At 56.0% G+C, this 23,825-nt stretch carries 23 protein-coding genes; 19 read left to right on the top strand and 4 right to left on the bottom strand.

Annotated elements, in window-relative coordinates; translation table 11 throughout:
• The 4 genes from RHM65_RS21205 to RHM65_RS21190 all read left to right on the top strand — a co-directional run bounded on the left by RHM65_RS21205 (position 1) and on the right by RHM65_RS21190 (position 4,152).
• The gene (locus RHM65_RS21205; protein ID WP_322169183.1) at positions 1-621 is read left to right on the top strand and encodes a 2-dehydro-3-deoxy-6-phosphogalactonate aldolase; all 621 of its coding nucleotides are present in this window, start codon (positions 1-3) and stop codon (positions 619-621) included.
• Between the two features lie 45 nt (positions 622-666).
• Complete coding sequence (gene dgoD / locus RHM65_RS21200) at positions 667-1,815, top strand: galactonate dehydratase (protein WP_322169186.1); 1,149 nt, start codon at positions 667-669, stop codon at positions 1,813-1,815.
• Positions 1,816-1,959: 144 nt separating this feature from the next.
• Positions 1,960-3,270 (top strand): MFS transporter, encoded by a 1,311-nt coding sequence (locus RHM65_RS21195; RefSeq protein ID WP_322169189.1) that lies wholly within the window; start codon positions 1,960-1,962, stop codon positions 3,268-3,270.
• 57 nt (positions 3,271-3,327) lie between these two features.
• On the top strand, positions 3,328-4,152 hold the full coding sequence (locus RHM65_RS21190) for an IclR family transcriptional regulator (protein WP_322169192.1): 825 nt from the start codon (positions 3,328-3,330) through the stop codon (positions 4,150-4,152).
• On the opposite strand, the gene RHM65_RS21185 is transcribed toward RHM65_RS21190, so the two are convergent.
• Entirely contained in the window at positions 4,153-5,205 is a 1,053-nt protein-coding gene (locus RHM65_RS21185) for an NAD(P)-dependent alcohol dehydrogenase (protein WP_322169196.1), read from the bottom strand.
• 180 nt (positions 5,206-5,385) lie between these two features.
• On the opposite strand from RHM65_RS21185, the gene RHM65_RS21180 reads away from it, so the two are divergent.
• Positions 5,386-6,285, top strand: a complete 900-nt coding sequence (locus RHM65_RS21180; protein ID WP_322169199.1) for an AraC family transcriptional regulator — start codon at positions 5,386-5,388, stop codon at positions 6,283-6,285.
• Positions 6,286-6,390: 105 nt separating this feature from the next.
• Here the strand turns inward: RHM65_RS21180 and RHM65_RS21175 are convergent, their stop codons facing one another.
• Positions 6,391-8,052, bottom strand: a complete 1,662-nt coding sequence (locus RHM65_RS21175) for an electron transfer flavoprotein-ubiquinone oxidoreductase (protein WP_322169202.1) — start codon at positions 8,050-8,052, stop codon at positions 6,391-6,393.
• 101 nt (positions 8,053-8,153) lie between these two features.
• Positions 8,154-8,405, bottom strand: coding sequence for a hypothetical protein (locus tag RHM65_RS21170; RefSeq protein ID WP_322169204.1), 252 nt, complete (start codon positions 8,403-8,405; stop codon positions 8,154-8,156).
• On the opposite strand from RHM65_RS21170, the gene RHM65_RS21165 reads away from it, so the two are divergent.
• From RHM65_RS21165 to RHM65_RS21125, 9 genes are all read left to right on the top strand, one after another.
• Positions 8,404-9,153, top strand: coding sequence for an electron transfer flavoprotein subunit beta/FixA family protein (locus tag RHM65_RS21165; protein WP_322169207.1), 750 nt, complete (start codon positions 8,404-8,406; stop codon positions 9,151-9,153). The two genes, RHM65_RS21170 and RHM65_RS21165, sit on opposite strands and share 2 nt — an antisense overlap.
• Complete coding sequence (locus RHM65_RS21160; RefSeq protein WP_322169209.1) at positions 9,154-10,083, top strand: electron transfer flavoprotein subunit alpha/FixB family protein; 930 nt, start codon at positions 9,154-9,156, stop codon at positions 10,081-10,083. It begins immediately after the preceding gene.
• A gap of 140 nt (positions 10,084-10,223) precedes the next feature.
• Entirely contained in the window at positions 10,224-11,045 is an 822-nt protein-coding gene (locus RHM65_RS21155; protein WP_322169212.1) for a substrate-binding periplasmic protein, read from the top strand.
• 10 nt (positions 11,046-11,055) lie between these two features.
• Positions 11,056-11,409: a DUF4398 domain-containing protein gene (locus tag RHM65_RS21150; RefSeq protein ID WP_322169215.1), complete on the top strand. Its 354-nt coding sequence runs from the start codon at positions 11,056-11,058 to the stop codon at positions 11,407-11,409.
• The gene (locus tag RHM65_RS21145; protein WP_416194768.1) at positions 11,406-12,233 is read left to right on the top strand and encodes an OmpA family protein; all 828 of its coding nucleotides are present in this window, start codon (positions 11,406-11,408) and stop codon (positions 12,231-12,233) included. The genes RHM65_RS21150 and RHM65_RS21145 overlap by 4 nt, the downstream gene beginning before the upstream one ends.
• 220 nt (positions 12,234-12,453) lie before the next feature.
• Positions 12,454-13,893 carry a PLP-dependent aminotransferase family protein gene (locus RHM65_RS21140; RefSeq protein WP_322169217.1) on the top strand — a complete coding sequence of 480 codons (1,440 nt, stop codon included), beginning with the start codon at positions 12,454-12,456 and terminating at the stop codon, positions 13,891-13,893.
• A gap of 128 nt (positions 13,894-14,021) precedes the next feature.
• Positions 14,022-14,690, top strand: a complete 669-nt coding sequence (locus RHM65_RS21135) for a hypothetical protein (protein ID WP_322169220.1) — start codon at positions 14,022-14,024, stop codon at positions 14,688-14,690.
• Between the two features lie 101 nt (positions 14,691-14,791).
• Positions 14,792-15,049: a YkgJ family cysteine cluster protein gene (locus RHM65_RS21130; RefSeq protein ID WP_322169223.1), complete on the top strand. Its 258-nt coding sequence runs from the start codon at positions 14,792-14,794 to the stop codon at positions 15,047-15,049.
• Positions 15,050-15,131: 82 nt separating this feature from the next.
• Complete coding sequence (locus RHM65_RS21125; RefSeq protein WP_322169226.1) at positions 15,132-15,737, top strand: START domain-containing protein; 606 nt, start codon at positions 15,132-15,134, stop codon at positions 15,735-15,737.
• Between the two features lie 73 nt (positions 15,738-15,810).
• Here RHM65_RS21125 and gltA read toward each other — a convergent pair whose 3' ends face one another.
• Positions 15,811-17,100, bottom strand: coding sequence for a citrate synthase (gene gltA / locus RHM65_RS21120; protein ID WP_322169229.1), 1,290 nt, complete (start codon positions 17,098-17,100; stop codon positions 15,811-15,813).
• Positions 17,101-17,449: 349 nt separating this feature from the next.
• Here gltA and sdhC point away from each other — a divergent pair, with 349 nt between their 5' ends.
• From sdhC to RHM65_RS21095, 5 genes are all read left to right on the top strand, one after another.
• Positions 17,450-17,836 carry a succinate dehydrogenase, cytochrome b556 subunit gene (gene sdhC, locus RHM65_RS21115; RefSeq protein WP_322183965.1) on the top strand — a complete coding sequence of 129 codons (387 nt, stop codon included), beginning with the start codon at positions 17,450-17,452 and terminating at the stop codon, positions 17,834-17,836.
• Entirely contained in the window at positions 17,830-18,198 is a 369-nt protein-coding gene (sdhD, locus tag RHM65_RS21110) for a succinate dehydrogenase, hydrophobic membrane anchor protein (protein ID WP_322169233.1), read from the top strand. Before sdhC ends, sdhD begins: the two co-directional genes overlap by 7 nt.
• A gap of 3 nt (positions 18,199-18,201) precedes the next feature.
• Complete coding sequence (gene sdhA, locus RHM65_RS21105) at positions 18,202-19,974, top strand: succinate dehydrogenase flavoprotein subunit (RefSeq protein WP_322169236.1); 1,773 nt, start codon at positions 18,202-18,204, stop codon at positions 19,972-19,974.
• An 11-nt stretch (positions 19,975-19,985) separates the two neighbouring features.
• Entirely contained in the window at positions 19,986-20,690 is a 705-nt protein-coding gene (locus RHM65_RS21100) for a succinate dehydrogenase iron-sulfur subunit (protein ID WP_322169239.1), read from the top strand.
• Positions 20,691-20,951: 261 nt separating this feature from the next.
• Positions 20,952-23,783: a 2-oxoglutarate dehydrogenase E1 component gene (locus RHM65_RS21095; RefSeq protein WP_322169242.1), complete on the top strand. Its 2,832-nt coding sequence runs from the start codon at positions 20,952-20,954 to the stop codon at positions 23,781-23,783.
• Positions 23,784-23,825 lie beyond the last annotated feature (42 nt).

Here is a 23,825-nt window from a genome sequence, read left to right as displayed (position 1 = left end):
ATGCTCAAACAAGCATTGGTTAAAAACGGCTTGATAGCCATTCTTCGTGGCTTGCGCCCAGACGAAGCCGCCGCCATTGGTGCGGTGTTGTACAAGGCCGGCTTTCGGGTCATCGAGGTGCCGCTCAACTCGCCGCAACCCTACGACAGCATCCGAATTCTGCGTCAGTCGTTGCCTGCTGATTGCCTGATCGGTGCCGGCACGGTGTTGACCCCGGAGCAAGTGGCGTTGGTCAAAGAAGCGGGCGGACAGGTTATCGTCATGCCCCACAGCGACCCCAAGGTATTGCGCGCGGCTAAAGCTGCGGGTTTGTTCCTGTCGCCGGGTGTCGCAACACCGACCGAAGCGTTTGCGGCGCTGGCTGAAGGCGCTGATGTGCTGAAGCTGTTCCCGGCCGAGCAAATGGGCCCGGCCGTGGTCAAGGCGTTTCTTGCGGTACTGCCCAAGGGCACCGCGTTAATTCCGGTGGGTGGCATCACGCCGGACAACATGCAGGTGTTCATCGACGCCGGTGTGTCGGGCTTTGGTTTGGGTTCCGGGTTGTTCACACCCGGCATGAGCGCTGCCGATGTCGAGGAGCGGGCCAAGGCCTACGTGTCGGCCTGGAACGAATTGCATTGATCTGATCGACGCCCCGAGCGTCGCCTCCAATAAGAGAGCGCACCCATGAAAATCATCAAACTTACGACGTACATCGTCCCGCCGCGCTGGCTGTTTCTCAAGATAGAAACCGACGAAGGCGTCACCGGTTGGGGCGAGCCGGTGGTCGAAGGTCGTGCACACACGGTGGCCGCAGCGGTAGAAGAATTGTCTGATTACTTGATCGGCAAAGACCCACGCAACATTGAAGACATCTGGACGGTGCTCTATCGCGGCGGCTTCTACCGGGGTGGCGCGATTCACATGAGCGCGCTGGCGGGTATCGATCAAGCGCTGTGGGACATCAAGGGCAAGGCGCTGGGCGTTTCGGTCAGCGACTTGCTGGGCGGCCAGGTGCGCGACAAGATTCGCGTGTATTCATGGATCGGCGGCGATCGACCTGCAGAAACCGCGAAGGCGGCCAAAGATGCGGTGGAGCGCGGTTTTACTGCGGTGAAGATGAACGGCACCGAAGAGCTGCAATTTCTAGATTCCTTTGAAAAAGTTGAGCTGGCGCTCGCCAATGTCGCCGCTGTGCGCGAAGCCGTCGGGCCTAACGTCGGCATTGGCGTTGACTTCCACGGCCGGGTCCACAAGCCCATGGCCAAGGTTCTGATGAAAGAGCTGGATCAGTTCAAGCTGATGTTCATCGAAGAACCGGTGCTCAGCGAGAACTATGAAGCGCTCAAGGAATTGGCGCCGCTGACCAGCACCCCGATTGCCCTGGGTGAGCGGTTGTTCTCGCGTTGGGATTTCAAGCGGATCTTGAGTGAGGGTTATGTCGACATCATTCAACCGGATGCGTCCCACGCGGGCGGTATCACCGAAACCCGCAAAATTGCCAACATGGCCGAAGCCTACGACGTTGCGCTGGCGTTGCACTGCCCGTTGGGGCCGATTGCTCTGGCGGCGTGTTTGCAGCTGGACGCGGTCTGTTACAACGCGTTCATTCAGGAGCAAAGCCTGGGCATCCACTACAACGAAAGCAACGACCTGCTGGACTACATCAAAAATCCCGAAGTGTTCGATTACGACAAAGGCATGGTGAAGATCCCTAACGGCCCGGGGTTGGGCATTGAAATCAACGAGGAATACGTCATTGAACGCGCGGCCATCGGCCACCGCTGGCGCAACCCGATCTGGCGCCACGCCGATGGCAGTTTTGCTGAGTGGTAGACCGTAAAACTGACTAAATACTGTGGGAGCAGGCTTGCCTGCGAATGCGGTTTGTCTGACACACCGCATTCTGCCATTCGCAGGCAAGCCTACTCCCGCAGGTTCTACAGCGCCCTCAAATAACCATAAAAAGAGGCACTCGCCATGCAACCTCAAGCCTTCGCGGGTAAGGCGTCGCTTGTAACGCCCAGCCGTAAGCGTTTCTTCATCATGGTGCTGCTGTTCATCACCGTGGTGATCAATTATCTCGACCGCAGCAACCTGTCGATTGCCGCTCCGGCCTTGACCACTGAGTTGGGCATCGATCCGATTCACGTCGGCCTGATTTTCTCCGCTTTCGGTTGGACTTACGCCGCCATGCAACTCCCCGGGGGTTGGCTGGTTGACCGCGTACCACCGCGGATTCTGTACACGGCCGCGCTGCTGTTGTGGTCACTGGCCACTGTCCTGCTGGGATTCGCCGCCAGCTTTATTGCGCTGTTCTTCCTGCGCTTGGCAGTCGGGGCGATGGAAGCCCCTGCGTACCCCATCAACAGTCGCGTCGTCACCACCTGGTTTCCAGAGCGTGAACGGGCAACTGCCATTGGCTTTTACACCTCTGGCCAATTCGTCGGCCTGGCCTTTCTAACCCCGGTATTGGCGTGGCTGCAAGCGCAATTCGGCTGGCAAATGGTCTTCGTCAGTACGGGTGTAGTTGGTGTGATTTGGGCGCTGATTTGGTTTGCGGTGTATCGCGAGCCGCGTGACTTCAGGGGCATCAATGAGGCGGAAATCGAGCTGATCCGCGACGGTGGAGGGTTGGTGGATATCCAGGCCACTACCGAGAAAGAGAAACGCCGTTTCAGTTGGTTGGACCTGAGGATCGTACTGAGCAAACGCAAGCTATGGGGTATTTACCTGGGCCAGTTTTGCTTGAACTCCACGCTGTGGTTTTTCCTGACGTGGTTTCCCACCTACCTGGTGAAATACCGTGGCATGGACTTTATCAAGTCCGGGCTGTTGGCATCGCTGCCGTTTCTCGCCGCGTTCGTGGGGGTGCTGTGCTCGGGGTTCTTTTCCGATTGGCTGATTCGCCGGGGCAACAGTGTGGGTTTCGCCCGCAAGCTGCCGATCATCGGTGGGTTGCTGATTTCCACTTCGATCATCGGCGCTAACTACGTTGAATCGACACCGTTGGTGATTGCCTTTCTCGCCTTGGCGTTTTTCGGTAATGGCTTGGCGTCCATCACCTGGTCACTGGTGTCCACCTTGGCCCCGGCGCGGTTGCTCGGTTTAACCGGCGGCACCTTCAACTTCATCGGTAATTTGTCGGCCATTACCACGCCGATTGTGATCGGCTTCTTGGCAACCGGCGATTCCTTCGCACCGGCCATCACCTACGTCGCGGTGCTGGCTTTGGTCGGCGCGCTGTCCTACATCTTGCTGGTGGGCAAGGTCGAGCGCATCGAGTTGTAAGCCCTGCACGTGGGCGGCGATAATGCCGCCCGCTTTTTGAATGGATAAGGCGCTGATATGCCACACGACTCAATCGCCACGGCGAACAACGGCGCGGTCAAAGACAAGGACGCGGCACCCACCGGGACCCAAACACTGTTGCGCGGTCTTGGCGTGGTCCAGGCAGTCGCTAGCGGTGCCCGCGACCTCAAGGAGATCGCGCGCATCATCGGTACCACGCGCAGCACCACCCACAGGCTGGTCAGTTGCCTGGTGGACGAGCGTTATCTGCGCGTAATGCCCCACGTGGGTTATTTGTTGGGCCCCAAGCTGATCGAGTTGGGTTTTCAGGCCCGCGAAGAAGTGCCGCTGGCGATATTGGCGCGTCCGTACCTGGACGAACTGTCCTCGCTGACCGGTGACACCGTGCATCTGGCGATTCGTGAAGGCGATGACGTGCTGTACCTGCACAAAAATCCCGGCCGCAATGGACCGGAAATGCGTTCGCGGGTAGGCCATCGCATGCCGTTGGCGCGCACCGGGATTGGTAAAGCGCTGATGATTGATTGTGTGCCGGAGGAATGGCGTCGCTTGTACCACATCAGCCTGCCGGTCGATGGCAAAGCGACGTTGTGGCCGCAGCACCGAGAGCAGTCGTGGGAGCAGTTTCAGCAGCGGATGCAGGAGTATGTGGCGGGGGGCTATGCGTTTGATCTGGAAGACAACGAACCGTCGATTCGCTGTGTGGCAGCGCCGGTGCGTGACGCCAGCAACGTGATTGTCGCCGGCATCAGCATCGCCAGTACCTTGCCCTATATGCCCTTGGAGAAAATGGCCGAGTTGATTCCGCTGATCAAAGACGCCGCAGCGCGACTCTCGGCCGAGTTAGGGGCAAGGCCCTGATCAGGCTTTCAACGTTTTCATGTCGATCACGAAGCGGTACTTCACGTCGCCTTTGACGACGCGCTCAAAGGCTTCGTTGATGTTCTTGATGTCGAGCATTTCGATGTCGCAAGTGATGCCGTGTTCCGCGCAGAAATCCAGCACTTCCTGAGTTTCCGCCAAGCCGCCGATCATTGAACCTGCGATGACGCGACGTTTGGCCACCAAGTTGAAGCCGTGCACAGGCGGATCAATCGGTTCGATCAAGCCCACCAGGATATGCACGCCGTCGAAACGCAGGGTTTGCAGGTACGGGTTGAGGTCGTGTTGCACCGGAATGGTGTCCAGCAAAAAGTTGAAACGCCCAGCGGCGTCCTTCATCTGGTTCTCATTGGTGGAAACGATCACGTGGTCCGCGCCTTGACGACGGCCTTCTTCAGCCTTGGCTTCGGAACGGGTGAACAGGGTGACTTCAGCGCCCATGGCCTTGGCGAACTTGATGCCCATGTGGCCCAGACCGCCCATGCCGAGTACGCCAACCTTGTCGCCCGGCTTGACACCGAAATGCTTCAGCGGCGAGTAGGTGGTGATACCGGCACACAGGATTGGTGCAGCGCTGGCCAAGTCCAGTTTCTCTGGAATACGCACTACGAAACGCTCGCTGACTACCATGGCGTTTGAATAGCCGCCCATGGTCAGGGTGCCATCAACGCGGTCGCGGGAAGCGTAAGTCTGAGTCGGGCCGTCGAGGCAATATTGCTCAAGATTGGCTTCACAGGCTTCGCAGGTGCGGCAAGAGTCGACCAGGCAACCAACGCCGACGATGTCGCCGACTTTGTATTTGCTGACGTCTGCGCCGACTGAGGTGACTTTGCCGACAATTTCATGGCCGGGCATCAATGGGTAGCTGGCGAAGCCCCATTCGTTGCGTGCCTGGTGAATGTCGGAGTGGCACACGCCGCAGAACAGGACCTCAAGGGCCACGTCATCGGCGCGTGGAGTGCGGCGTTCGAACGTCATGGGGGCTAGGGGTGCGGTCGCTGATTGAGCGGCGTAACCAATGGCTTTGAACATGTTGAACCTCGCAAAAACGTTAACTGGAATGACACAGACCATTCTCCCCGTGCATCGTTTTATCGGCTATGGCAATTCCTCCGCCTGTTATGCCTATTCCTCCGACATAACCTGTTTTGGGTCGAATCCTGGGTTAGATCTGCGATGATGCAACCATCCACTCTTTATGAAGCATCGGCCATGTTCTTGACGCGTCACCTCGAAGCTAACGCCACGCTGGTTTCCCTGCTACAGCCGCTCGCCCTGCGTACCGGCCTGGTGTCGACGTTATTGCCTGAGGTAAACATCTGGTCTGCAGACCGAAATGTCGCACGCTGCCCGCAGATCTACGAGCCTAGTCTGGTCATCATCGCCCAAGGCAGCAAAATCGCGTATTTGGGGGATCGAACCCTGGAATATGGTGCTGGCCATTACTTGATTCAGGCGTTGCCGGTGCCCTTCGAGTATGAAACCTACGCCTCGCCGGAGGCGCCTTTGCTGGGCGTCTCCATCGACATCGATCGGATAGTGCTGGGCGAGTTGGTATTGGCCATGGGGTTGATGCCGGGTTCTAACGCTCAAGTACAAACCCCGGAGTCCATGACGTCGGTGGCGCTGGATACGGAAATGCGCGAGAGCGTTGAACGGTTATTGCGCTGTCTGCATGACCCATTGGAATGCCGGATCATGGGCCGCGCGCGGCTGCGGGAAGTGTTGTATGCCGCGTTGCGTGGACCGCAAGCGGGCGTGTTGCGCGCCTTGGTCGAGCAACACGGGCAATTTGCCCGGGTGGCGGCTTCGTTGACTCACCTGCACACGCACTTTGCTGAGCCGCTCAGCGTTGACACCTTGGCTCGCTGCGCAAACATGAGCGCCTCGACCTTTCATGAGCATTTCAAACGCAGCACGTTGCTGTCGCCGGTTCAGTATTTGAAACGTTTGCGGCTGCTAAAGGCGCAACAGATTTTGGTCGCCGAAGGCCTTGGAGTGGCGCAAGTGGCGATGCGGGTCGGCTATCAAAGCACCTCGCAATTCAGCCGCGAATATAAGCGCTACTTTGAGCGAAACCCTGGGGAGGAGGGGGTTGGCGTGCGGTTTTAAGGTCTAAAAACACACACCGTCTGTAGGCGCCAACGTGTTGGCGAAGCAATTTGATGTACAGCACATCAGGACGCCTCGCCAACCAGTTGGCTCCTACCGTTGGGCTTACATATTCGGGTAAGTCGGGCCGCCGCTGCCTTCTGGCGCCACCCAGGTGATGTTCTGCGACGGGTCTTTGATGTCGCAGGTTTTACAGTGGACGCAGTTTTGCGCGTTGATCTGGAAGCGCTTCTCACCGTCTTCCTTGGTGATCACTTCGTACACGCCGGCCGGGCAGTAACGCTGTGCCGGTTCGTCATACAGCGGCAGGTTGATGCTGATCGGAATGCTTGGGTCGGTCAGCTTCAGGTGGCACGGCTGCTCTTCTTCATGGTTAGTGCTGGAGAGGAAGACCGAGCTGAGTTTGTCGAAACTGAGTTTGCCGTCCGGCTTTGGATAGCTGATCTTCGTCGAGTCGGCGGCCAGCTTCATGCAGGCGTAATCCGGCTTGGTATCGTGCAGAGTGAACGGAATTTTGCCGCCAAACAGGTTCTGATCGACGAAGTTGAATGCGCCACCCATGATCGGGCCGAACTTGTGCAGCGCCGGGCCGAAGTTGCGGCTGGCGAATAATTCCTCATACAGCCAACTGGCTTTGAACGCGTCAACGTAGGTGGTCAGTTCATCGCCGCCTTCATTGCCAGCGAACAGCGCGTCAGCCACGGCGTCCGCTGCGAGCATGCCGGACTTCATGGCGGTGTGGCTGCCTTTGATTTTGGCGAAGTTCAGGGTGCCCAGTTCGCAACCGATCAGCGCGCCGCCGGGGAAAACCATCTTCGGCAGGGAATTCAGACCGCCTTTGCAGATAGCCCGCGCGCCGTAACTGATGCGCTTGCCGCCTTCCAGGTATTGGCTGATGACCGGGTGGTGCTTGAGGCGCTGAAATTCGTCGAACGGCGACAAGAAGGCGTTGCTGTACGACAGATCAACGATCAATCCGACAACCACCTGATTGTTTTCCAGGTGATAAAGGAAAGAACCACCAGTGTTCTCGCTGCTCATCACGTCCAGCGGCCAGCCGGCGGTATGAACCACCAGGCCTTGTTCGTGCTTGGCTGGATCGACTTCCCAGATCTCTTTCAGGCCGATGCCGTAATGCTGGGTGTCGGCTTCGACGTCCAGGTTGAAGCGCTTGAGCAGTTGCTTGCCGATGTGCCCACGGCAGCCTTCGGCGAACAGCGTGTATTTGCCGCGCAGTTCCATGCCGGGGGTAAAGCTGTCTTTCGGATGGCCTTCACGGTCAACGCCCAAGTCGCCGGTAAGAATCCCGGTGACGGCACCTTTGTCGTCGATCAGTGCTTCCTGGGCAGCAAAGCCAGGGTAGATTTCCACGCCGAGGTTTTCGGCCTGCTGAGCCAGCCAGCGGCAAAGGTTACCCAGCGAGATAATGTAGTTGCCTTCGTTGTGCATGGTTTTAGGCACAAGGAAGTTAGGTACTTTGGTCGCGGTGTCAGCGGTTCTAAGCACGAAAATGTCGTCGCGTTTGACCGGCGTGTTCAGCGGCGCGCCCAGTTCTTTCCAATTTGGGAACAATTCGGTGAGCGCGCGAGGCTCGAACACCGCGCCGGACAAAATGTGAGCGCCCACTTCGGAGCCTTTTTCAACCACGCAGACGCTGATTTCCTTTCCGGCTTCGGCAGCCTTTTGTTTCAGGCGGCAAGCGGCGGAAAGGCCCGCGGGGCCGGCGCCGACGATGACGACGTCGAATTCCATGTATTCGCGTTCCACAGGCTATCTCCTACTCAGGGCTCAACAGTATTTTTATAGGTACTAAGTTTTATTAAGACTAAGTTTTATAGGTAATAAATGAAGCCGCGCATCAAACATTCTTACCGCCGCGCGCAGTCAAAGGGGCGCATTATAGCTACACCATCGCGCAGGTCCAATACAAACGTTTGTTTGAATGCGCTGTAACCCTGATAAATCAAAGTCGCACGGCTTATAAGTGGCCGTTTTGTCGTATTGACCAGAAAACGTGTTCCGGTCAAGATACGGGCGGTTTTGCGCTCGCCGTAGGCTGCACCGATCGCCAGGTCTGTCCAGGCGACTTCCTTTTCACCGGAGAGTAACGAGGAATCCATGAAGGTTCTTGTAGCTGTCAAACGAGTGGTCGACTACAACGTCAAGGTTCGCGTCAAAGCGGACAACTCCGGCGTCGACCTCGCTAACGTCAAAATGTCGATGAATCCCTTCTGCGAAATCGCTGTGGAAGAAGCCGTACGCCTGAAAGAAAAAGGCGTCGTCACCGAGATCGTCGTCGTTTCTGTCGGTCCGACCACGGCTCAGGAGCAACTGCGTACTGCACTGGCTCTGGGGGCTGATCGCGCCATTCTGGTTGAGTGCGCCGAAGAGTTGAATTCGCTGGCCGTGGCCAAGCTGCTCAAGGCAGTAGTCGACAAAGAACAACCGCAGCTGGTGATCCTGGGTAAACAGGCCATCGACAGCGACAACAACCAGACCGGTCAGATGCTGGCTGCCTTGAGCGGATACGCCCAAGGTACCTTCGCTTCTAAAATCGAAGTGTCTGGGGACAAAGTCAGCGTCACTCGCGAAGTGGATGCCGGCTTGCAAACTGTTTCCCTGAGCCTTCCAGCGATCGTGACCACAGACTTGCGTCTGAACGAGCCACGTTACGCGTCCTTGCCAAACATCATGAAAGCCAAGAAGAAGCCGCTTGAAGTGCTGACTCCTGACGCTTTGGGCGTATCTACCGCCTCCACGACCAAAACCCTGAAAGTTGAAGCGCCGGCCACTCGCAGCGCAGGCATCAAGGTCAAGTCCGTGGCTGAACTGGTTGAGAAACTGAAAAACGAAGCGAAGGTAATCTAAATGACTATCTTGGTTATTGCAGAACACGAAAATGGCGTCGTTGCGCCTGCAACGTTGAACACCGTGGCTGCCGCTGTAAAAATCGGCGGTGACATTCACCTGCTGGTAGCCGGTGCCAATGTCGGTGCAGTGGTTGAAGCCGCCGCGAAAATTGCGGGCGTTTCGAAAGTTCTGGTCGCAGACAACGCTGCCTACGCGCATCAGTTGCCGGAAAACGTTGCACCGCTGATTGTCGAACTGGCTTCGGGCTACAGCCACGTTCTGGCCGCCGCGACGTCCAACGGTAAAAACATCCTGCCGCGTGTTGCTGCGCAGTTGGATGTTGATCAGATTTCGGAAATCGTCGCTGTCGAAAGCGCTGACACCTTCAAGCGTCCGATCTATGCCGGTAACGCCATTGCCACCGTACAGTCTTCGGCAGCGATCAAAGTAATCACTGTGCGAGCAACGGGTTTTGATCCGGTCGCCGCTGAAGGTGGTTCGGCTTCGGTTGAAGCGATTGCTGCTGCTCACGATGCGGGCAAATCTTCCTTCGTCAGCGAAGAGTTGGCCAAGTCGGACCGTCCAGAGCTGACAGCCGCTAAAATCGTCGTTTCCGGCGGTCGTGGCATGCAGAACGGCGACAACTTCAAACACCTGTACGCTCTGGCTGACAAGCTGGGCGCAGCGGTGGGTGCTTCACGCGCCGCCGTCGACGCAGGTTTTGTACCCAACGACATGCAGGTCGGTCAGACCGGCAAAATCGTTGCGCCACAGCTGTATATCGCCGTCGGTATTTCCGGCGCGATCCAGCATTTGGCCGGTATGAAAGACTCCAAAGTAATTGTTGCGATCAACAAAGACGAAGAAGCGCCGATTTTCCAAGTGGCTGATTACGGCCTGGTTGCTGATTTGTTCGACGCCGTACCTGAGTTTGAGAAGCTGGTTTAATCCAGGCTCTTCACTTATAAAGAGAACCCGTTCGTTTCGGGGTTGAGTGAAAAGCGGTGAGTCGGATGTCGACGCGCCGCACATTTTGCGCAGCCTCTAATGAGCGGGTTTTTTTATTGGCTTCGATTAAGGATTCATCCATGAGCAAGCCTCGGCTGCTACCGTCAGCGTTTCTCTTCGGTATGTTCATGCTGCCCATGTGCGCCTTTGCCGTCGGTAAATGCGAACGCGTGATCGCAACCGGAAGCCCCGATGCGCCTCCCTATTTATGGCGCGATCCTCGGGACCCAATACACCTGATGGGCGCCAATGCGGATTTGTTTAAGCAAGCCGCGCAAGAAATGGGCGTGAAAGTCGACATTTTGTATGCCGGCAAACGCAGCGAGGCGCTGGATGAGGTGCGCAGCGGCCGGATGGATTTGCTGATCGATGCGCCGCTGAAAACCACAGAGTTGGAATCGTTGGATTACATCCATCCCGCGATCATCCAGAACGAAATCATGGTCTGGACTCGACGTGGTCATTTGCAACCGTTCAATGCGCTGGCCGATTTGCACGGGCATCCCGGTGGCATGTCTGAAAAGATCCGTTTGAGCCCTGATTTCGAAACGGCAGTCGCCGAGCACCTCAGCGTAGCGCGCACGGTCAATCTGACCGAAGCCTTTCAAAAACTGATGGGTGGGCAGTTTGAATATGTCCTTGCTGGTCGTTACTCAGGGCTGGCCAGGACCCAAACGCTGGGATTATCCGCCGACCTGATCGCCCAGCAATTGCCTGTCGATAAAACCGGTTTGTACCTCGGCGTGTCATTCAACTCGGCCTGCAACGAACCCTGGCTGCGCGGACAGTTGACGAAAAAGATGACAGAATTGTCCGCCTCAGGCCTATCAAGCGATGCGGTGACGCGCAATCTAGAGCTGTGGAAAGCGCAATTGCAACCGGCCAGTGCCTCCAATCAGTAGGGATATTTTCGTGACTATTCGACCTTTATTCGTCGCGGCGGCCTTTGCCGCTCTGGTTGGCTGCGCCAACGATCCAGCCCCCATTGCGCAATTGAAACTCACGGACCAGGCGGTCGAACAAGCTAAAGCAGTGGGCGCCACCGATGACATGCCGGAGATGGATCTTGCTCAGTCGAAACGTATACAGGCTCATGTCGACATGGGTAAAAACGCCTTTAAAGCCGCTCGCATGCAGGCTGAACAATCAGAGTTGGATGCCAGGTTGGCCGAAGCTCGGGTACTGACCGAAAAAAGCGAAGAGCAACTGTCGCAACTGAATATCCGGCTAAATCGCTTGCACAAGCAAGTTGGGGTGACGGAATGAGCCGCCCATTGAATCAAGTTCCTCGGCTTGTCAGTGTGTTGATGATGTTGACCGCGGCGAGCCTTTATGGGTGTGCCGGCCATCAAGGCAGCGATCATGCGTTGCAGCAAGCCAGCGCCGATTTCCAGAAAGTCAAAGAAGACTCTGATGTTCTGCGAGGGGCGCCCAAGGATGTTATTCGGGCCGGTGAGTCGTTGGCCCGGGCTGAACGACTGTCCACGTATTGGGGCAGCGGCGCAGACGTCAATCACTACGCTTATCTCAGCAGTCGCTACAGCGCAATTGCTCGCGAGCACACAAAACTTATGCTCAATCAGGAGCAGCTCGCCAAGTCCGAACTGGAGCGCCAGCGTTTGCAGTTAGAGCTACGTGAAGCGAAGTTGTCCAGTCTTCAGCAGCGAGGGAAATGGCTGGAAGAGCAAATGGTCGCTCTGGTGACGACGCAAACGAATCGCGGTCTGGTCATGACCTTGGGCGACGTGTTGTTTGATACGGGCAACGCAGAACTCAAATCTTCGGCCAACCGCACGCTGCTGAAGCTGGTGCAGTTTCTTCAGCTCAATCCGAAACGCATTGTTCGCATTGAGGGCTATACCGACAGTACGGGCGACGCGCAGGAAAACCTTCAGTTATCCAAAGAGCGCGCTCAGGCGGTGGCGGATGTGATCACCGATTTGGGCATTGATGACGCGCGTATCCAGGTCGAAGGCTACGGCGATCAGTTTCCTATCGATGAGAACGCATCGGAGCGGGGCAGGGCGAAAAATCGTCGCGTCGAGATCGTTTTTTCCGACGATAAAGGCTTTCTAGGCTCTAAACGCTAACTTTATTTGTGAATAAAGCCCGGTGCCTGCGCAGTACCGGGTTCTACTGTGCGCGAGAAATCCTCGATATTGGCACTTACACCCGCCATTAGATTTTTACACTGTTAAAAGCCACTATTGTTTAAACGAACTGTTCCAGTACACTTCTTAACTGTTACGGTCGGCGACCGACTTAAATTCCCTATAAAAATACGTTGTCAGTGAAATCGAGGCCCGTCTCGTGACTAATCTTCTGCTTTATCAGCGCATTGCCCAGCAGTTGGCTGAGGATATTCGTCGCGGCGTTTATCAGCCTGGCGAGCGTGTACCCTCGGTTCGCAAAATGAGTTCGCAGCTCAACGTCAGTCATGCCACCGTGCTACAGGCCTACGCGAACCTTGAAGATCAGGGTTTGATCCGTGCGCGGCCGCAATCTGGATATTACGTGCACCAAACTCCGGCGCTGACCGCGCCGACCCCTGATATCGCCCGTGTCGAGCGTCCCGGCCTGGTTACGCGCAGCAGCATAATTCAGCAAGTATTGGTCGAATCACGGCGAGAGGGTGTATTTCCGCTGGGGGCCGCCACGCCTCATGTCGACTATTTGCCAGTGCGTGCCCTTCATCAACAAATTGCCAAAGTGACGCGTTTTCAAAGCCCGCGTGCCTTTAGTTACATGTTCAGCCCCGGCTTTGAGCCGTTGCGCCGGCAAGTTGCCATTCGCATGCGTGACGCTGGCGTGGTGGTGGACCCGTCCGAAGTTGTGATCACCCATGGTTGCGTTGACGCATTGCAGATGTCCCTGCGCGTATTGACCCGTCCAGGCGATTTGATCGCGACCGAATCGCCCACCTACTATGGCCTATTGCAGTTGGCGGACCTGTTGGGGCTCAAGGTTATCGAGATTCCCAGTGATCCGGCCATTGGCATCAGTCTTGAAGCATTGCAGTTGGCGGCCAATCAATGGTCGATCAAGGCATTGGTGATGACCTCGCGGCTGAGTAATCCGTTGGGCGGAACCGTTCCCGAAGAGCGGCAGAAACACCTGCTGCGCCTGGCGTCCGACTTCGATATTCAGATAGTTGAAGATGACATATACGGCGAATTGATGTTTGAGCTAGGGCGCACTAAGTCGTTAAAGGCGTTTGATCGATTGGGGCATGTGATTTATTGCTCCAGTTTTTCCAAAACGTTGTCACCCGGCGTGCGTATTGGTTGGGTAATCGCTGGCAAGTATCAGGCGGAAATTCAGCGCTTGCAGACGTTTAGCACTCATTCGGCATGCAGCGTTACGCAAATGGGAGTTGCCGCTTATCTGGAAAATGGTGGCTATGACCGCCATTTGCGCTTTATTCGGCTTGAATATCGCAAGAACCTCAGCGCCTTCCAACTGGCAGTGCAGCAGTATTTCCCGGAAGGCACACAAATGAGCCGTCCGACGGGTGGTTTTATTCTGTGGGTGAGTTTGCCAGGACGGGTAAATACCCAAGAGTTGCATGTTCGAGCGCTTGAGCAGGGGATTAGCATCGCCCCGGGGTTGATTTTCAGCAATACAGAGCAGTTCAATCACTGCATTCGGCTTAACTGTGGTGTCCCATGGAACCGCGAAGCTGAGCGTGCAGTGATGACATTAGGAATGCTGGCCAAGCAATTGTGTCAGGAAGCGGCGTTAGCGTATTAGGGATTCAGCGTCGAAACAGAAACCGCGCCAATGGTTTTCTATGGCTTGATGAGTCGGACTGCTTGTCACGGACCGGCCAACAGGCGAGCATATGGCCCTCTGCCTATGTGTAACTTTCGTGTCAAATCATGAATAACTTTTCTAGGTTTATTGGTCTGCTGCTGATTACGCTGTTAAGCGCGTGTGACGCTGACAAGTCGTCAGCGCCTCCCGCGCCAACGCCCAAGGTATCGGTCGAGTCCGTTCCAGTTGAAATAAAACCAGCGGCGCAGCCCCACAGTGATTCGTCGCAGGCTGTGGTGAAACCTTCAGCGCCATTGGTCGCTGAAGCACCTGCTGCTGCGCCGTTCAAGCAACTGGAGCGAGAGCCTGAGCACGTCTTGGCACCCAATGTAGCGGTGGTGCCCGTCATAATCGCTCATGCTCAATCCTCGTCAGTTAAGAAACCGGTAATCGTCAAAACGACGGCCAACGCAGTGACGGGCAAGTCCCATGCTCCGATCGCCAGCAAAACCAAGCCCGCCAGTGAGGTGGTCCAGCAAACACGCCTGGACAAGCCGAGTCTCGATTTGACCTTACCCAGCGACATGGTTGACCAACTGCAGCCTGCCGGCAAAGTCGCGCCCATGATTCATAAAGCGGTCCTGCCGCCTATGTTCAGTGAGAAAAAGTCCAGCAAAGACAGCCCGTTCCAACTGAACGGTCGTTTATTGAGCAATCAAATGCAGTTGCAGCTTCGCGATGAAAGTCATCGGGAAGTCGAGGGCGCCGCCCTGGATTTTGAATTCAAGCAATAGCGTGTGTAGGCGTCCAAAAATGTCCTGATTTCAAACGGTCGTTTTAGCCTGTACTATCTTCCTCGGTTAGCCCATTGCTTCCTTGCGCGAGAATACCGGTCATGGACTGTCGTCCGCAGTGCGGCGCTTGCTGCGTCGCTCCCTCCATCAGTTCGCCTATCCCTGGCATGCCAAATGGCAAAGCCGCTGGAGAACGCTGCCTGCACCTTTCTGTCGAATCGATGTGCGCCTTGTTCGGTAGGCCGGAGCGGCCGGCGGTGTGTAGCGCTTTTTCGGCAGATGAGGAAGTCTGCGGCACTAGCCAGTCTGAAGCGATTCGCTTGATTGGCTGGTGGGAGCACGCCACCGCGAGCGTATAAGCAATTGGTTTTATGTGATGAGTGAGCAAACGGATATACCGCAAACCGATTTACCAGAACTTTGCCAAAAAGGAATATAACAATGGGTTCGTTGCATCGGATGGCTGTTGTAGGTGGTTTGACTGTGTTGATGGCTGCTACCGCTCACGCTGATAATTGGCAGGTTGCCAAGAATGAGGGCGGGATAACGGTTTCTCTGAGCGAGGTAGCAGGTTCGCAGTACAAGGCTTATCGCGGTGTTACCACGATCAAGGCAAGCTTGGCGCAGCTGCGCAAATTGCAGGAGGACGTGGTAGGTGCCTGTGCCTGGATACATGAGTGCAAGACGCAGAAAGTGCTGAAGATAGACGGCGGCAAGGTCTGGACTTACACCCAATTCAATACGCCTTGGCCAGTGACTCCACGTGATTCGGTGTTGATGGTCACCACGGAGGAGGGGGCTGATGGCGTCCTGACCCGCAAGCTTGAAGGCGTTCCCACCTACATCCCGGAAGAAAAGGGCTTTGTGCGGGTTGCTCAGGTAGAAGGGTTCTGGAAGTTCGTGCCCAAGGGCTCGGATCAGACAGAAGTGACCTATCAGGTTCACACGGAACCTGGTGGTAGCGTGCCTTCATGGGTCGCGAACAAGTTTGTCGTCGATGCACCGTTCAATACGTTAAAGGCATTGAAGGAGCGGGCGGAGAAATAATCGCCGGTTCTGAGGGCATGAAAAAGGGCTGCCACTGGCAGCCCTTTTTTGCTTCGGGGGTTAAGGCCGACGTTTACTTGCGGTCTTTAAGCGGCACAATGTCGCGAGCCACGTAGCCGGTGTACAACTGGCGCGGACGGCCAATCTTGTACGGGCTGGACAGCATTTCTTTCCAGTGCGAAATCCAGCCGACGGTCCGCGCCAAGGCGAAGATCACGGTGAACATGCTAGTCGGAATGCCGATCGCCTTGAGGATTATGCCCGAATAGAAATCGACGTTCGGGTACAGCGAGCGTTCGATGAAGTACGGGTCAGTCAGTGCGATCTCTTCGAGACGCATAGCCAGTTCCAGCTGTGGATCATTTTTGATCCCCAACTCTCTCAATACTTCGTCGCACGTCTGCTTCATCACAGTGGCACGTGGGTCGCGGTTTTTATAAACGCGGTGACCGAAGCCCATGAGCTTGAACGGATCGTTCTTGTCCTTGGCCTTGGCAATGAAGGTGTCGATGTTCGACACATCGCCAATTTCATCCAGCATGGCCAATACGGCTTCGTTCGCGCCGCCGTGTGCGGGACCCCAGAGTGCAGCGATACCAGCGGCGATGCAGGCAAACGGGTTAGCACCCGAAGAGCCAGCCATGCGCACGGTCGATGTCGATGCATTCTGTTCGTGATCGGCGTGCAGGATAAAGATCTTATCCATGGCCTTGGCCAACACAGGGCTGATCGGTTTGATCTCGCACGGCGTGTTGAACATCATGTGCAAGAAGTTTTCGGCGTAGTTCAGGTCGTTACGCGGGTACATCATGGGTTGACCCATGGAGTACTTGTAGACCATCGCTGCCAGGGTTGGCATCTTGGCAACCAGACGGATCGCGGAAATTTCGCGATGCTGCGGGTTATTGATGTCTAGGGAATCGTGATAGAACGCAGACAGCGCGCCCACCACGCCGCACATCACAGCCATTGGGTGAGCGTCGCGACGGAAGCCGTTGAAGAAGGTCTTCAACTGTTCGTGCACCATCGTGTGGTTCTTTACCATGACAACGAAGTCAGCTTTCTGCTCGGCGGTTGGCAGTTCGCCGTTGAGCAGCAAGTAACAGGTTTCCAGATAGTCCGATTGCTCGGCCAGTTGCTCGATCGGATAGCCGCGGTGCAGCAAGATGCCGTTGTCACCGTCGATATACGTGATCTTCGACTCGCAAGAGGCGGTCGACATGAAACCAGGGTCGAATGTGAAGCGGCCGGTGGCGGTAAGACCGCGAACGTCGATTACATCGGGACCAACGGTGCCGGTCAGAATCGGCAGCTCGACGGGGGCTGCGCCCTCGATGATCAACTGCGCTTTTTTGTCAGCCATGTGGCCTCCTATTTATGCTTCAAATCATCAGACAAACCCCCCACGCAGGGCCCGGACCACTATAGTGAGATAAATCCTAAAGTCAATTTGCCTAAAGTCTTGCAGTAGAAGGCTCTTAGGGCGACTTTTCCTCGAATTTTCCTGCCATTACGCCTTTTAGTTGACAGGCGCAATTGCCTATTAGAGGGACTGTGTGCGCGTTGTCATTAGCGACCTAACTGTCTATACTCGGCGTCCGACCGCCAGGGGCTTTTGGCCCTGTTCCACGGGGGTCGTCACTCCCTGGGTGTGGGTACCTGACCAGTGCACTTCCCAACAACTTTGCCCTGATTGTTAGGGGCTCTTCAGTGTGAAAAAAGCCGTGAATAGCCAACGACCTGTAAACCTCGACCTAAGGACCATCAAACTCCCAGTCACTGCTTACACGTCCATTCTTCACCGTATCTCCGGAATCATCCTGTTTGTCGGCCTTGCCATCATGCTTTATGCATTAGGCAAGTCGCTCGGTTCAGAGGAAGGCTTCGGCGAAGTGAAGGCGTGTTTGACTAGTGTGCTAGCCAAGCTAGTGATTTGGGGCCTCCTGTCCGCCTTGCTGTATCACTTGGTGGCCGGTATTCGCCACTTGATCATGGACATGGGCATCGGTGAATCGCTGGAAGGCGGCAAGCTGGGCTCGAAAATCGTTCTCGCCGTATCCGTGGTGTTGATCGTTCTGGCAGGAGTATGGATATGGTAACCAACGTCACTAACCTGTCGCGTTCGGGCCTTTACGACTGGATGGCGCAGCGCGTATCTGCGGTCGTGCTCGCGGCTTATTTTTTATTCCTGATCGGATACATCGTCGTACACCCAGGCCTGGGCTACGCCCAATGGCATGAGCTGTTCGCGAACAGCTGGATGCGTATCTTCAGTCTGCTGGCCCTTGTCGCACTCGGCGCTCATGCCTGGGTTGGCATGTGGACCATCGCGACCGACTACCTGACGCCGATGGCGCTGGGCAAGTCCGCGACTGCAATACGTTTCCTTTTCCAGGCAGTATGCGGCATCGCCATGTTCGCTTACTTCGTCTGGGGTGTGCAGATTCTTTGGGGTATCTGATTCATGGCTAACATAAATACGCTTTCTTTCGACGCCATCATTATTGGTGGTGGCGGTGCCGGCATGCGCGCTGCGTTGCAGTTGGCTCAAGGTGGTCACAAGACCGCTGTAGTGACCAAGGTCTTCCCGACTCGCTCCCACACCGTCTCTGCTCAGGGTGGCATCACGTGCGCCATCGCCTCCGCAGATCCAAACGATGATTGGCGCTGGCACATGTACGATACCGTCAAAGGCTCCGATTATATCGGTGACCAAGACGCTATCGAATACATGTGTTCCGTAGGCCCAGAAGCCGTTTTCGAACTCGAACACATGGGTCTTCCGTTCTCCCGTACCGAACAGGGCCGCATCTATCAGCGCCCCTTCGGCGGTCAATCGAAAGACTTCGGCAAGGGCGGGCAGGCTGCGCGTACTTGCGCAGCAGCCGACCGTACCGGTCACGCGCTGTTGCACACCTTGTACCAGGCCAACCTGAAGGCCGGTACCGTATTCCTTAACGAATACTATGGTGTTGATCTGGTGAAGAACCAGGATGGCGCTTTTGTCGGCATCATCGCCATTTGCATCGAAACCGGTGAAACCTCATACATCCGTGCAAACGCGACTGTATTGGCCACTGGCGGTGCGGGCCGTATCTATTCCTCGACGACCAACGCCCTGATCAATACCGGTGACGGTATTGGCATGGCGCTGCGTGCAGGCGTGCCGGTGCAAGACATTGAAATGTGGCAGTTCCACCCGACCGGCATCGCCGGCGCAGGTGTACTGGTCACTGAAGGCTGCCGTGGTGAAGGCGGTTACCTGATCAACAAGCACGGTGAGCGTTTCATGGAGCGTTATGCTCCGAACGCGAAAGACCTTGCTGGTCGTGACGTGGTAGCACGCTCCATGGTTAAAGAGATCATTGCCGGCAACGGTTGTGGTCCAGATGGCGACCACGTGATGCTCAAGCTAGATCACTTGGGCGAAGAAGTACTGCACAGCCGTCTGCCCGGGATCATGGAACTGTCCAAGACCTTCGCTCACGTCGATCCTGCAGTGGCTCCGATTCCAGTGGTTCCAACTTGCCACTATATGATGGGCGGCGTTCCGACCAACATTCATGGTCAGGCGATCACCCAGAATGCCGAAGGCGTGGATCAGATCATTCCGGGTCTGTTCGCGGTTGGCGAAGTGGCCTGCGTATCGGTTCACGGCGCCAACCGTCTGGGCGGCAACTCGTTGCTCGATCTGGTGGTCTTTGGTCGTGCTGCCGGTATCCACCTGGAACAAAGCCTGCGTGAAGGCGTTGACTACCGTCGCGCTTCTGAAACTGACATCGACTTCGCCCTCGAGCGCCTTGCTGGCTTGAACGAACGTACCACCGGTGAAGATGTCGCTTCGCTGCGCAAAGAGCTGCAAAGCTGCATGCAGAACTACTTCGGTGTGTTCCGTACCGGCGAATACATGCAGAAAGGTATTACCCAATTGGCGGATCTGCGTACGCGCATCGCCAACGTCAAGATCAACGACAAGAGCCAGGCTTTCAACACCGCTCGAATCGAAGCTCTGGAATTGCAAAACCTGCTGGAAGTGGCGGAAGCCACGGCAATCGCCGCAGAAGTTCGTAAAGAGTCCCGCGGCGCTCACGCCCGTGAAGACTTCGAAGATCGCGATGATGTGAATTGGCTATGCCACTCCCTGTATTTCCCGGGTGACAAGCGTGTAACCAAACGTGCCGTGAACTTCTCGCCGAAGACTGTTCCGACTTTCGAACCCATGATCCGTACTTATTAAGGGTGGCCGATATGTTGCAAGTCAGTGTTTATCGCTACAACCCTGATCAAGACGCGGCGCCGTTCATGCAGGAATTTCAGGTCAATACCAACGGTAAAGACCTGATGGTTCTGGATGTGCTGGCGCTGGTCAAAGAGCAGGATGAAGGTTTCTCTTATCGTCGCTCTTGCCGTGAAGGCGTCTGTGGTTCCGACGGTATGAATATCAACGGCAAAAACGGCTTGGCGTGCATCACGCCACTGTCTGCCGTGGTCAAAGGCAACAAGCTAGTGGTACGTCCATTGCCTGGTTTGCCGGTTATTCGTGACCTGGTCGTCGATATGAGCATCTTCTATAAGCAATACGAGAAGGTGAAGCCATACCTGCTGAACGATACGCCGGCTCCGGCCATCGAGCGCCTGCAGACTCCAGAAGAACGTGAAAAGATTGATGGTCTGTACGAGTGCATCCTGTGCGCTTGCTGCTCGACTTCCTGCCCGTCTTTCTGGTGGAACCCAGACAAGTTCCTCGGTCCAGCGGCACTGCTGCAAGCTTATCGTTTCCTGGCTGACAGCCGTGACACTCATACCCAGGAACGTCTGGCTTCGCTGGATGATCCATTCAGCGTATTCCGCTGCCGCGGGATCATGAACTGCGTGAACGTGTGTCCGAAGGGCCTGAACCCAACCAAGGCTATCGGTCACATTCGCAGCATGCTGCTCCAAAGCGGCGTTTAATTTGTAACGTTGCACCTGTAATTGATTTACCCGTACTAGCTGCGGCGCAGGCTTCAACCGGCGCCGTAGTTTTAACCTGAGCAGTAGCTCATGAAGCTACGGCTCTTATTTTGAAGAAATGAGACCAGCAGGGGCATCCGGGCTGGTACCCGGACTATCTGCGTGGACCTCGGTGGCTTGTTTTAGTCGCGATACATGGGCTTTTTCAGGCTGGCTGTGGTGTCTTCGCCGGTGGTGTCCCCTTACCGAGGGTGACCAAGCATGCAAGAAAGCGTGATGCAGCGCATGTGGAACAGTGCCCACCTTTCCGGTGGTAACGCTGCCTATGTGGAAGAGCTCTACGAGCTCTACCTGCACGACCCTAACGCTGTGCCAGAAGAATGGCGCACCTACTTTCAGAAGTTGCCCGCTGACGGCAACACTGCCACCGATGTATCGCATTCGACGATTCGCGATCATTTCGTGTTGCTGGCTAAAAACCAGCGCCGCGCCCAACCGGTATCTGCCGGCAGCGTGAGCAGCGAGCACGAGAAGAAGCAGGTTGAAGTGTTGCGGCTTATCCAGGCGTATCGGATGCGGGGCCATCAAGGCGCCCAGCTCGATCCATTGGGTTTGTGGCAACGTCCAGCGCCGGCTGACCTGTCGATCAATCATTACGGTTTGACCAACGCTGATCTTGACACCACTTTCCGCGCCGGTGATTTGTACATCGGCAAAGAGGAGGCGAGCCTACGCGAAATTCTTGATGCGTTGCAGCAGACATATTGCCGCACCATCGGTTCTGAATTTACGCATATCGTCGATTCCGTGCAGCGTAACTGGTTCATGCAACGCCTCGAAAGCGTGCGCGGACGTCCAGCGTTTTCCGCTGACATCCAAAGCCACCTGCTCGAGCGTGTGACGGCAGCTGAAGGTCTGGAAAAATACCTGGGCACCAAGTACCCAGGTACCAAGCGTTTCGGTCTGGAAGGCGGTGAAAGCCTGATTCCAATGCTCGATGAGCTGATCCAGCGTTCGGGTTCTTACGGCACCAAGGAAATCGTGATCGGCATGGCCCACCGTGGTCGGTTGAACGTCTTGGTCAACACCTTCGGCAAAAACCCGCGCGACCTGTTCGACGAGTTCGAAGGCAAGAAGAAGGTCGAGCTGGGTTCCGGTGACGTTAAATATCACCAGGGCTTCTCGTCCAACGTGATGACCGCCGGCGGCGAAGTTCACCTTGCGATGGCGTTCAACCCGTCTCACCTGGAGATCGTTTCTCCGGTGGTAGAAGGGTCGGTACGTGCGCGTCAGGATCGTCGTAACGATCCGACTGGTGACAAGGTTCTGCCTATTTCCATCCACGGTGACGCTGCGTTTGCAGGTCAAGGCGTGGTCCTGGAAACCTTCCAGATGTCGCAGACTCGCGGCTTCAAGACAGGCGGCACGATCCACATCGTCATCAACAACCAGGTTGGTTTCACCATCAGCAACCCGGAAGACGCTCGCTCCACCGAGTACGCGACCGACGTTGCCAAGATGATTCAGGCGCCGATTCTCCATGTAAATGGTGATGACCCTGAAGCCGTCGTGTTTGTAACCCAGTTGGCCATCGATTACCGCATGCAGTTCAAGCGTGACATCGTGATCGATCTGGTTTGCTACCGTCGCCGTGGACACAACGAAGCGGATGAGCCGAGCGGTACTCAGCCGTTGATGTACCAGCAAATCGCCAAGCAGCGCACCACGCGTGAGCTGTACGCTGAACGCCTGACCAAGGCCGGTGTGATCGATGACGCCCGTGTACAAGCAAAAATCGACGACTATCGCGATGCGCTGGACGCCGGTTTGCACGTAGTGAAAAGCCTGGTCAAAGAGCCGAACAAAGAGTTGTTCGTCGATTGGCGCCCTTATCTGGGTCATGCCTGGACTGCTCGTCACGACACCCGTTTCGACTTGAAGACCTTGCAAGAACTGTCCGCAAAAATGATGGAGCTGCCAGAAGGCTTCGTGGTTCAGCGTCAGGTGTCGAAGATCTACGAAGACCGTCAGAAGATGCAAGTCGGTGGCCTGCCGATCAACTGGGGTTACGCTGAAACCATGGCGTACGCGACCCTGGCATTCGAAGGTCACCCGGTTCGCATTACTGGCCAAGACGTCGGTCGCGGCACGTTCTCGCACCGCCACGCAGCCCTGCACAACCAGAAAGATGGCGCTACCTACATTCCATTGCAGAATCTGTACAAAGGTCAGCCGCGTTTCGACTTGTACGACTCCCTGCTGTCGGAAGAAGCGGTACTGGCGTTTGAGTACGGTTACTCGACCACCGAGCCTAACGCGCTGGTTATCTGGGAAGCTCAGTTTGGCGATTTCGCCAACGGTGCCCAAGTGGTTATCGACCAGTTCATCACCAGCGGCGAGCACAAGTGGGGCCGTCTGTGCGGTCTGACCATGTTGCTGCCTCACGGTTATGAAGGTCAGGGTCCAGAGCACTCGTCTGCGCGTTTGGAGCGTTACCTGCAATTGTGTGCCGAGCACAACATTCAGGTTTGCGTACCGACCACACCGGCTCAGATCTATCACCTGTTGCGTCGTCAAGTTATCCGTCCGCTGCGCAAGCCGCTGATCGTGTTGACACCGAAGTCACTGCTGCGCCACAAACTGGCCGTTTCGACTCTGGAAGATCTGGCCGAAGGCTCGTTCCAGACCGTGATTCCAGAAGTGGATGCACAAGACCCGGCCAAAGTCGGTCGCGTCGTACTGTGTAGCGGCAAGGTTTACTACGACCTCTTGGAAAAACGCCGTGCCGAAGGTCGTGATGACATCGCCATCGTGCGTCTTGAGCAGCTGTACCCGTTCCCGGAAGACGACTTGATCGAAGTCCTGGGCCCGTACAAAAACCTCAAGCACATCGTCTGGTGTCAGGAAGAACCGATGAACCAGGGCGCCTGGTACGGGAGTCAGCATCACATGCGTCGCATCATCAGCGGTCACAACAAGGCATTGGTCCTTGAGTACGCTGGTCGTGACGCGTCTGCGGCTCCGGCTTGTGGTTATGCCTCGATGCATGCCGAACAGCAGGCAAAACTGCTGAAAGATGCATTCACCGTTTAACGCCTTCGTGCATCAGAAACCGAATTTAAGGAACCACAGATA

The organism is Pseudomonas sp. CCI4.2 (genome assembly GCF_034350045.1).
Taxonomy (GTDB): Bacteria; Pseudomonadota; Gammaproteobacteria; order Pseudomonadales; family Pseudomonadaceae; genus Aquipseudomonas.
This window is presented reverse-complemented; position numbering and strand designations above follow the sequence as displayed.

Bases quoted from the DNA above. Each gene is read 5' to 3' on its own strand.
- RHM65_RS21160 (WP_322169209.1), top strand. From the start codon at position 9,154: ATGACTATCTTGGTTATTGCAGAACACGAAAATGGCGTCGTTGCGCCT.
- RHM65_RS21095 (WP_322169242.1), top strand. From the start codon at position 20,952: ATGCAAGAAAGCGTGATGCAGCGCATGTGGAACAGTGCCCACCTTTCC.
- RHM65_RS21185 (WP_322169196.1), bottom strand. From the start codon at position 5,205: ATGTTCAAAGCCATTGGTTACGCCGCTCAATCAGCGACCGCACCCCTA.
- RHM65_RS21130 (WP_322169223.1), top strand. From the start codon at position 14,792: ATGGACTGTCGTCCGCAGTGCGGCGCTTGCTGCGTCGCTCCCTCCATC.
- sdhD (WP_322169233.1), top strand. From the start codon at position 17,830: ATGGTAACCAACGTCACTAACCTGTCGCGTTCGGGCCTTTACGACTGG.
- RHM65_RS21155 (WP_322169212.1), top strand. From the start codon at position 10,224: ATGAGCAAGCCTCGGCTGCTACCGTCAGCGTTTCTCTTCGGTATGTTC.
- RHM65_RS21165 (WP_322169207.1), top strand. From the start codon at position 8,404: ATGAAGGTTCTTGTAGCTGTCAAACGAGTGGTCGACTACAACGTCAAG.
- RHM65_RS21195 (WP_322169189.1), top strand. From the start codon at position 1,960: ATGCAACCTCAAGCCTTCGCGGGTAAGGCGTCGCTTGTAACGCCCAGC.
- RHM65_RS21205 (WP_322169183.1), top strand. From the start codon at position 1: ATGCTCAAACAAGCATTGGTTAAAAACGGCTTGATAGCCATTCTTCGT.
- RHM65_RS21100 (WP_322169239.1), top strand. From the start codon at position 19,986: ATGTTGCAAGTCAGTGTTTATCGCTACAACCCTGATCAAGACGCGGCG.
- RHM65_RS21170 (WP_322169204.1), bottom strand. From the start codon at position 8,405: ATGGATTCCTCGTTACTCTCCGGTGAAAAGGAAGTCGCCTGGACAGAC.
- gltA (WP_322169229.1), bottom strand. From the start codon at position 17,100: ATGGCTGACAAAAAAGCGCAGTTGATCATCGAGGGCGCAGCCCCCGTC.
- RHM65_RS21145 (WP_416194768.1), top strand. From the start codon at position 11,406: ATGAGCCGCCCATTGAATCAAGTTCCTCGGCTTGTCAGTGTGTTGATG.
- RHM65_RS21180 (WP_322169199.1), top strand. From the start codon at position 5,386: ATGTTCTTGACGCGTCACCTCGAAGCTAACGCCACGCTGGTTTCCCTG.
- sdhA (WP_322169236.1), top strand. From the start codon at position 18,202: ATGGCTAACATAAATACGCTTTCTTTCGACGCCATCATTATTGGTGGT.
- RHM65_RS21190 (WP_322169192.1), top strand. From the start codon at position 3,328: ATGCCACACGACTCAATCGCCACGGCGAACAACGGCGCGGTCAAAGAC.
- dgoD (WP_322169186.1), top strand. From the start codon at position 667: ATGAAAATCATCAAACTTACGACGTACATCGTCCCGCCGCGCTGGCTG.
- RHM65_RS21135 (WP_322169220.1), top strand. From the start codon at position 14,022: ATGAATAACTTTTCTAGGTTTATTGGTCTGCTGCTGATTACGCTGTTA.
- RHM65_RS21125 (WP_322169226.1), top strand. From the start codon at position 15,132: ATGGGTTCGTTGCATCGGATGGCTGTTGTAGGTGGTTTGACTGTGTTG.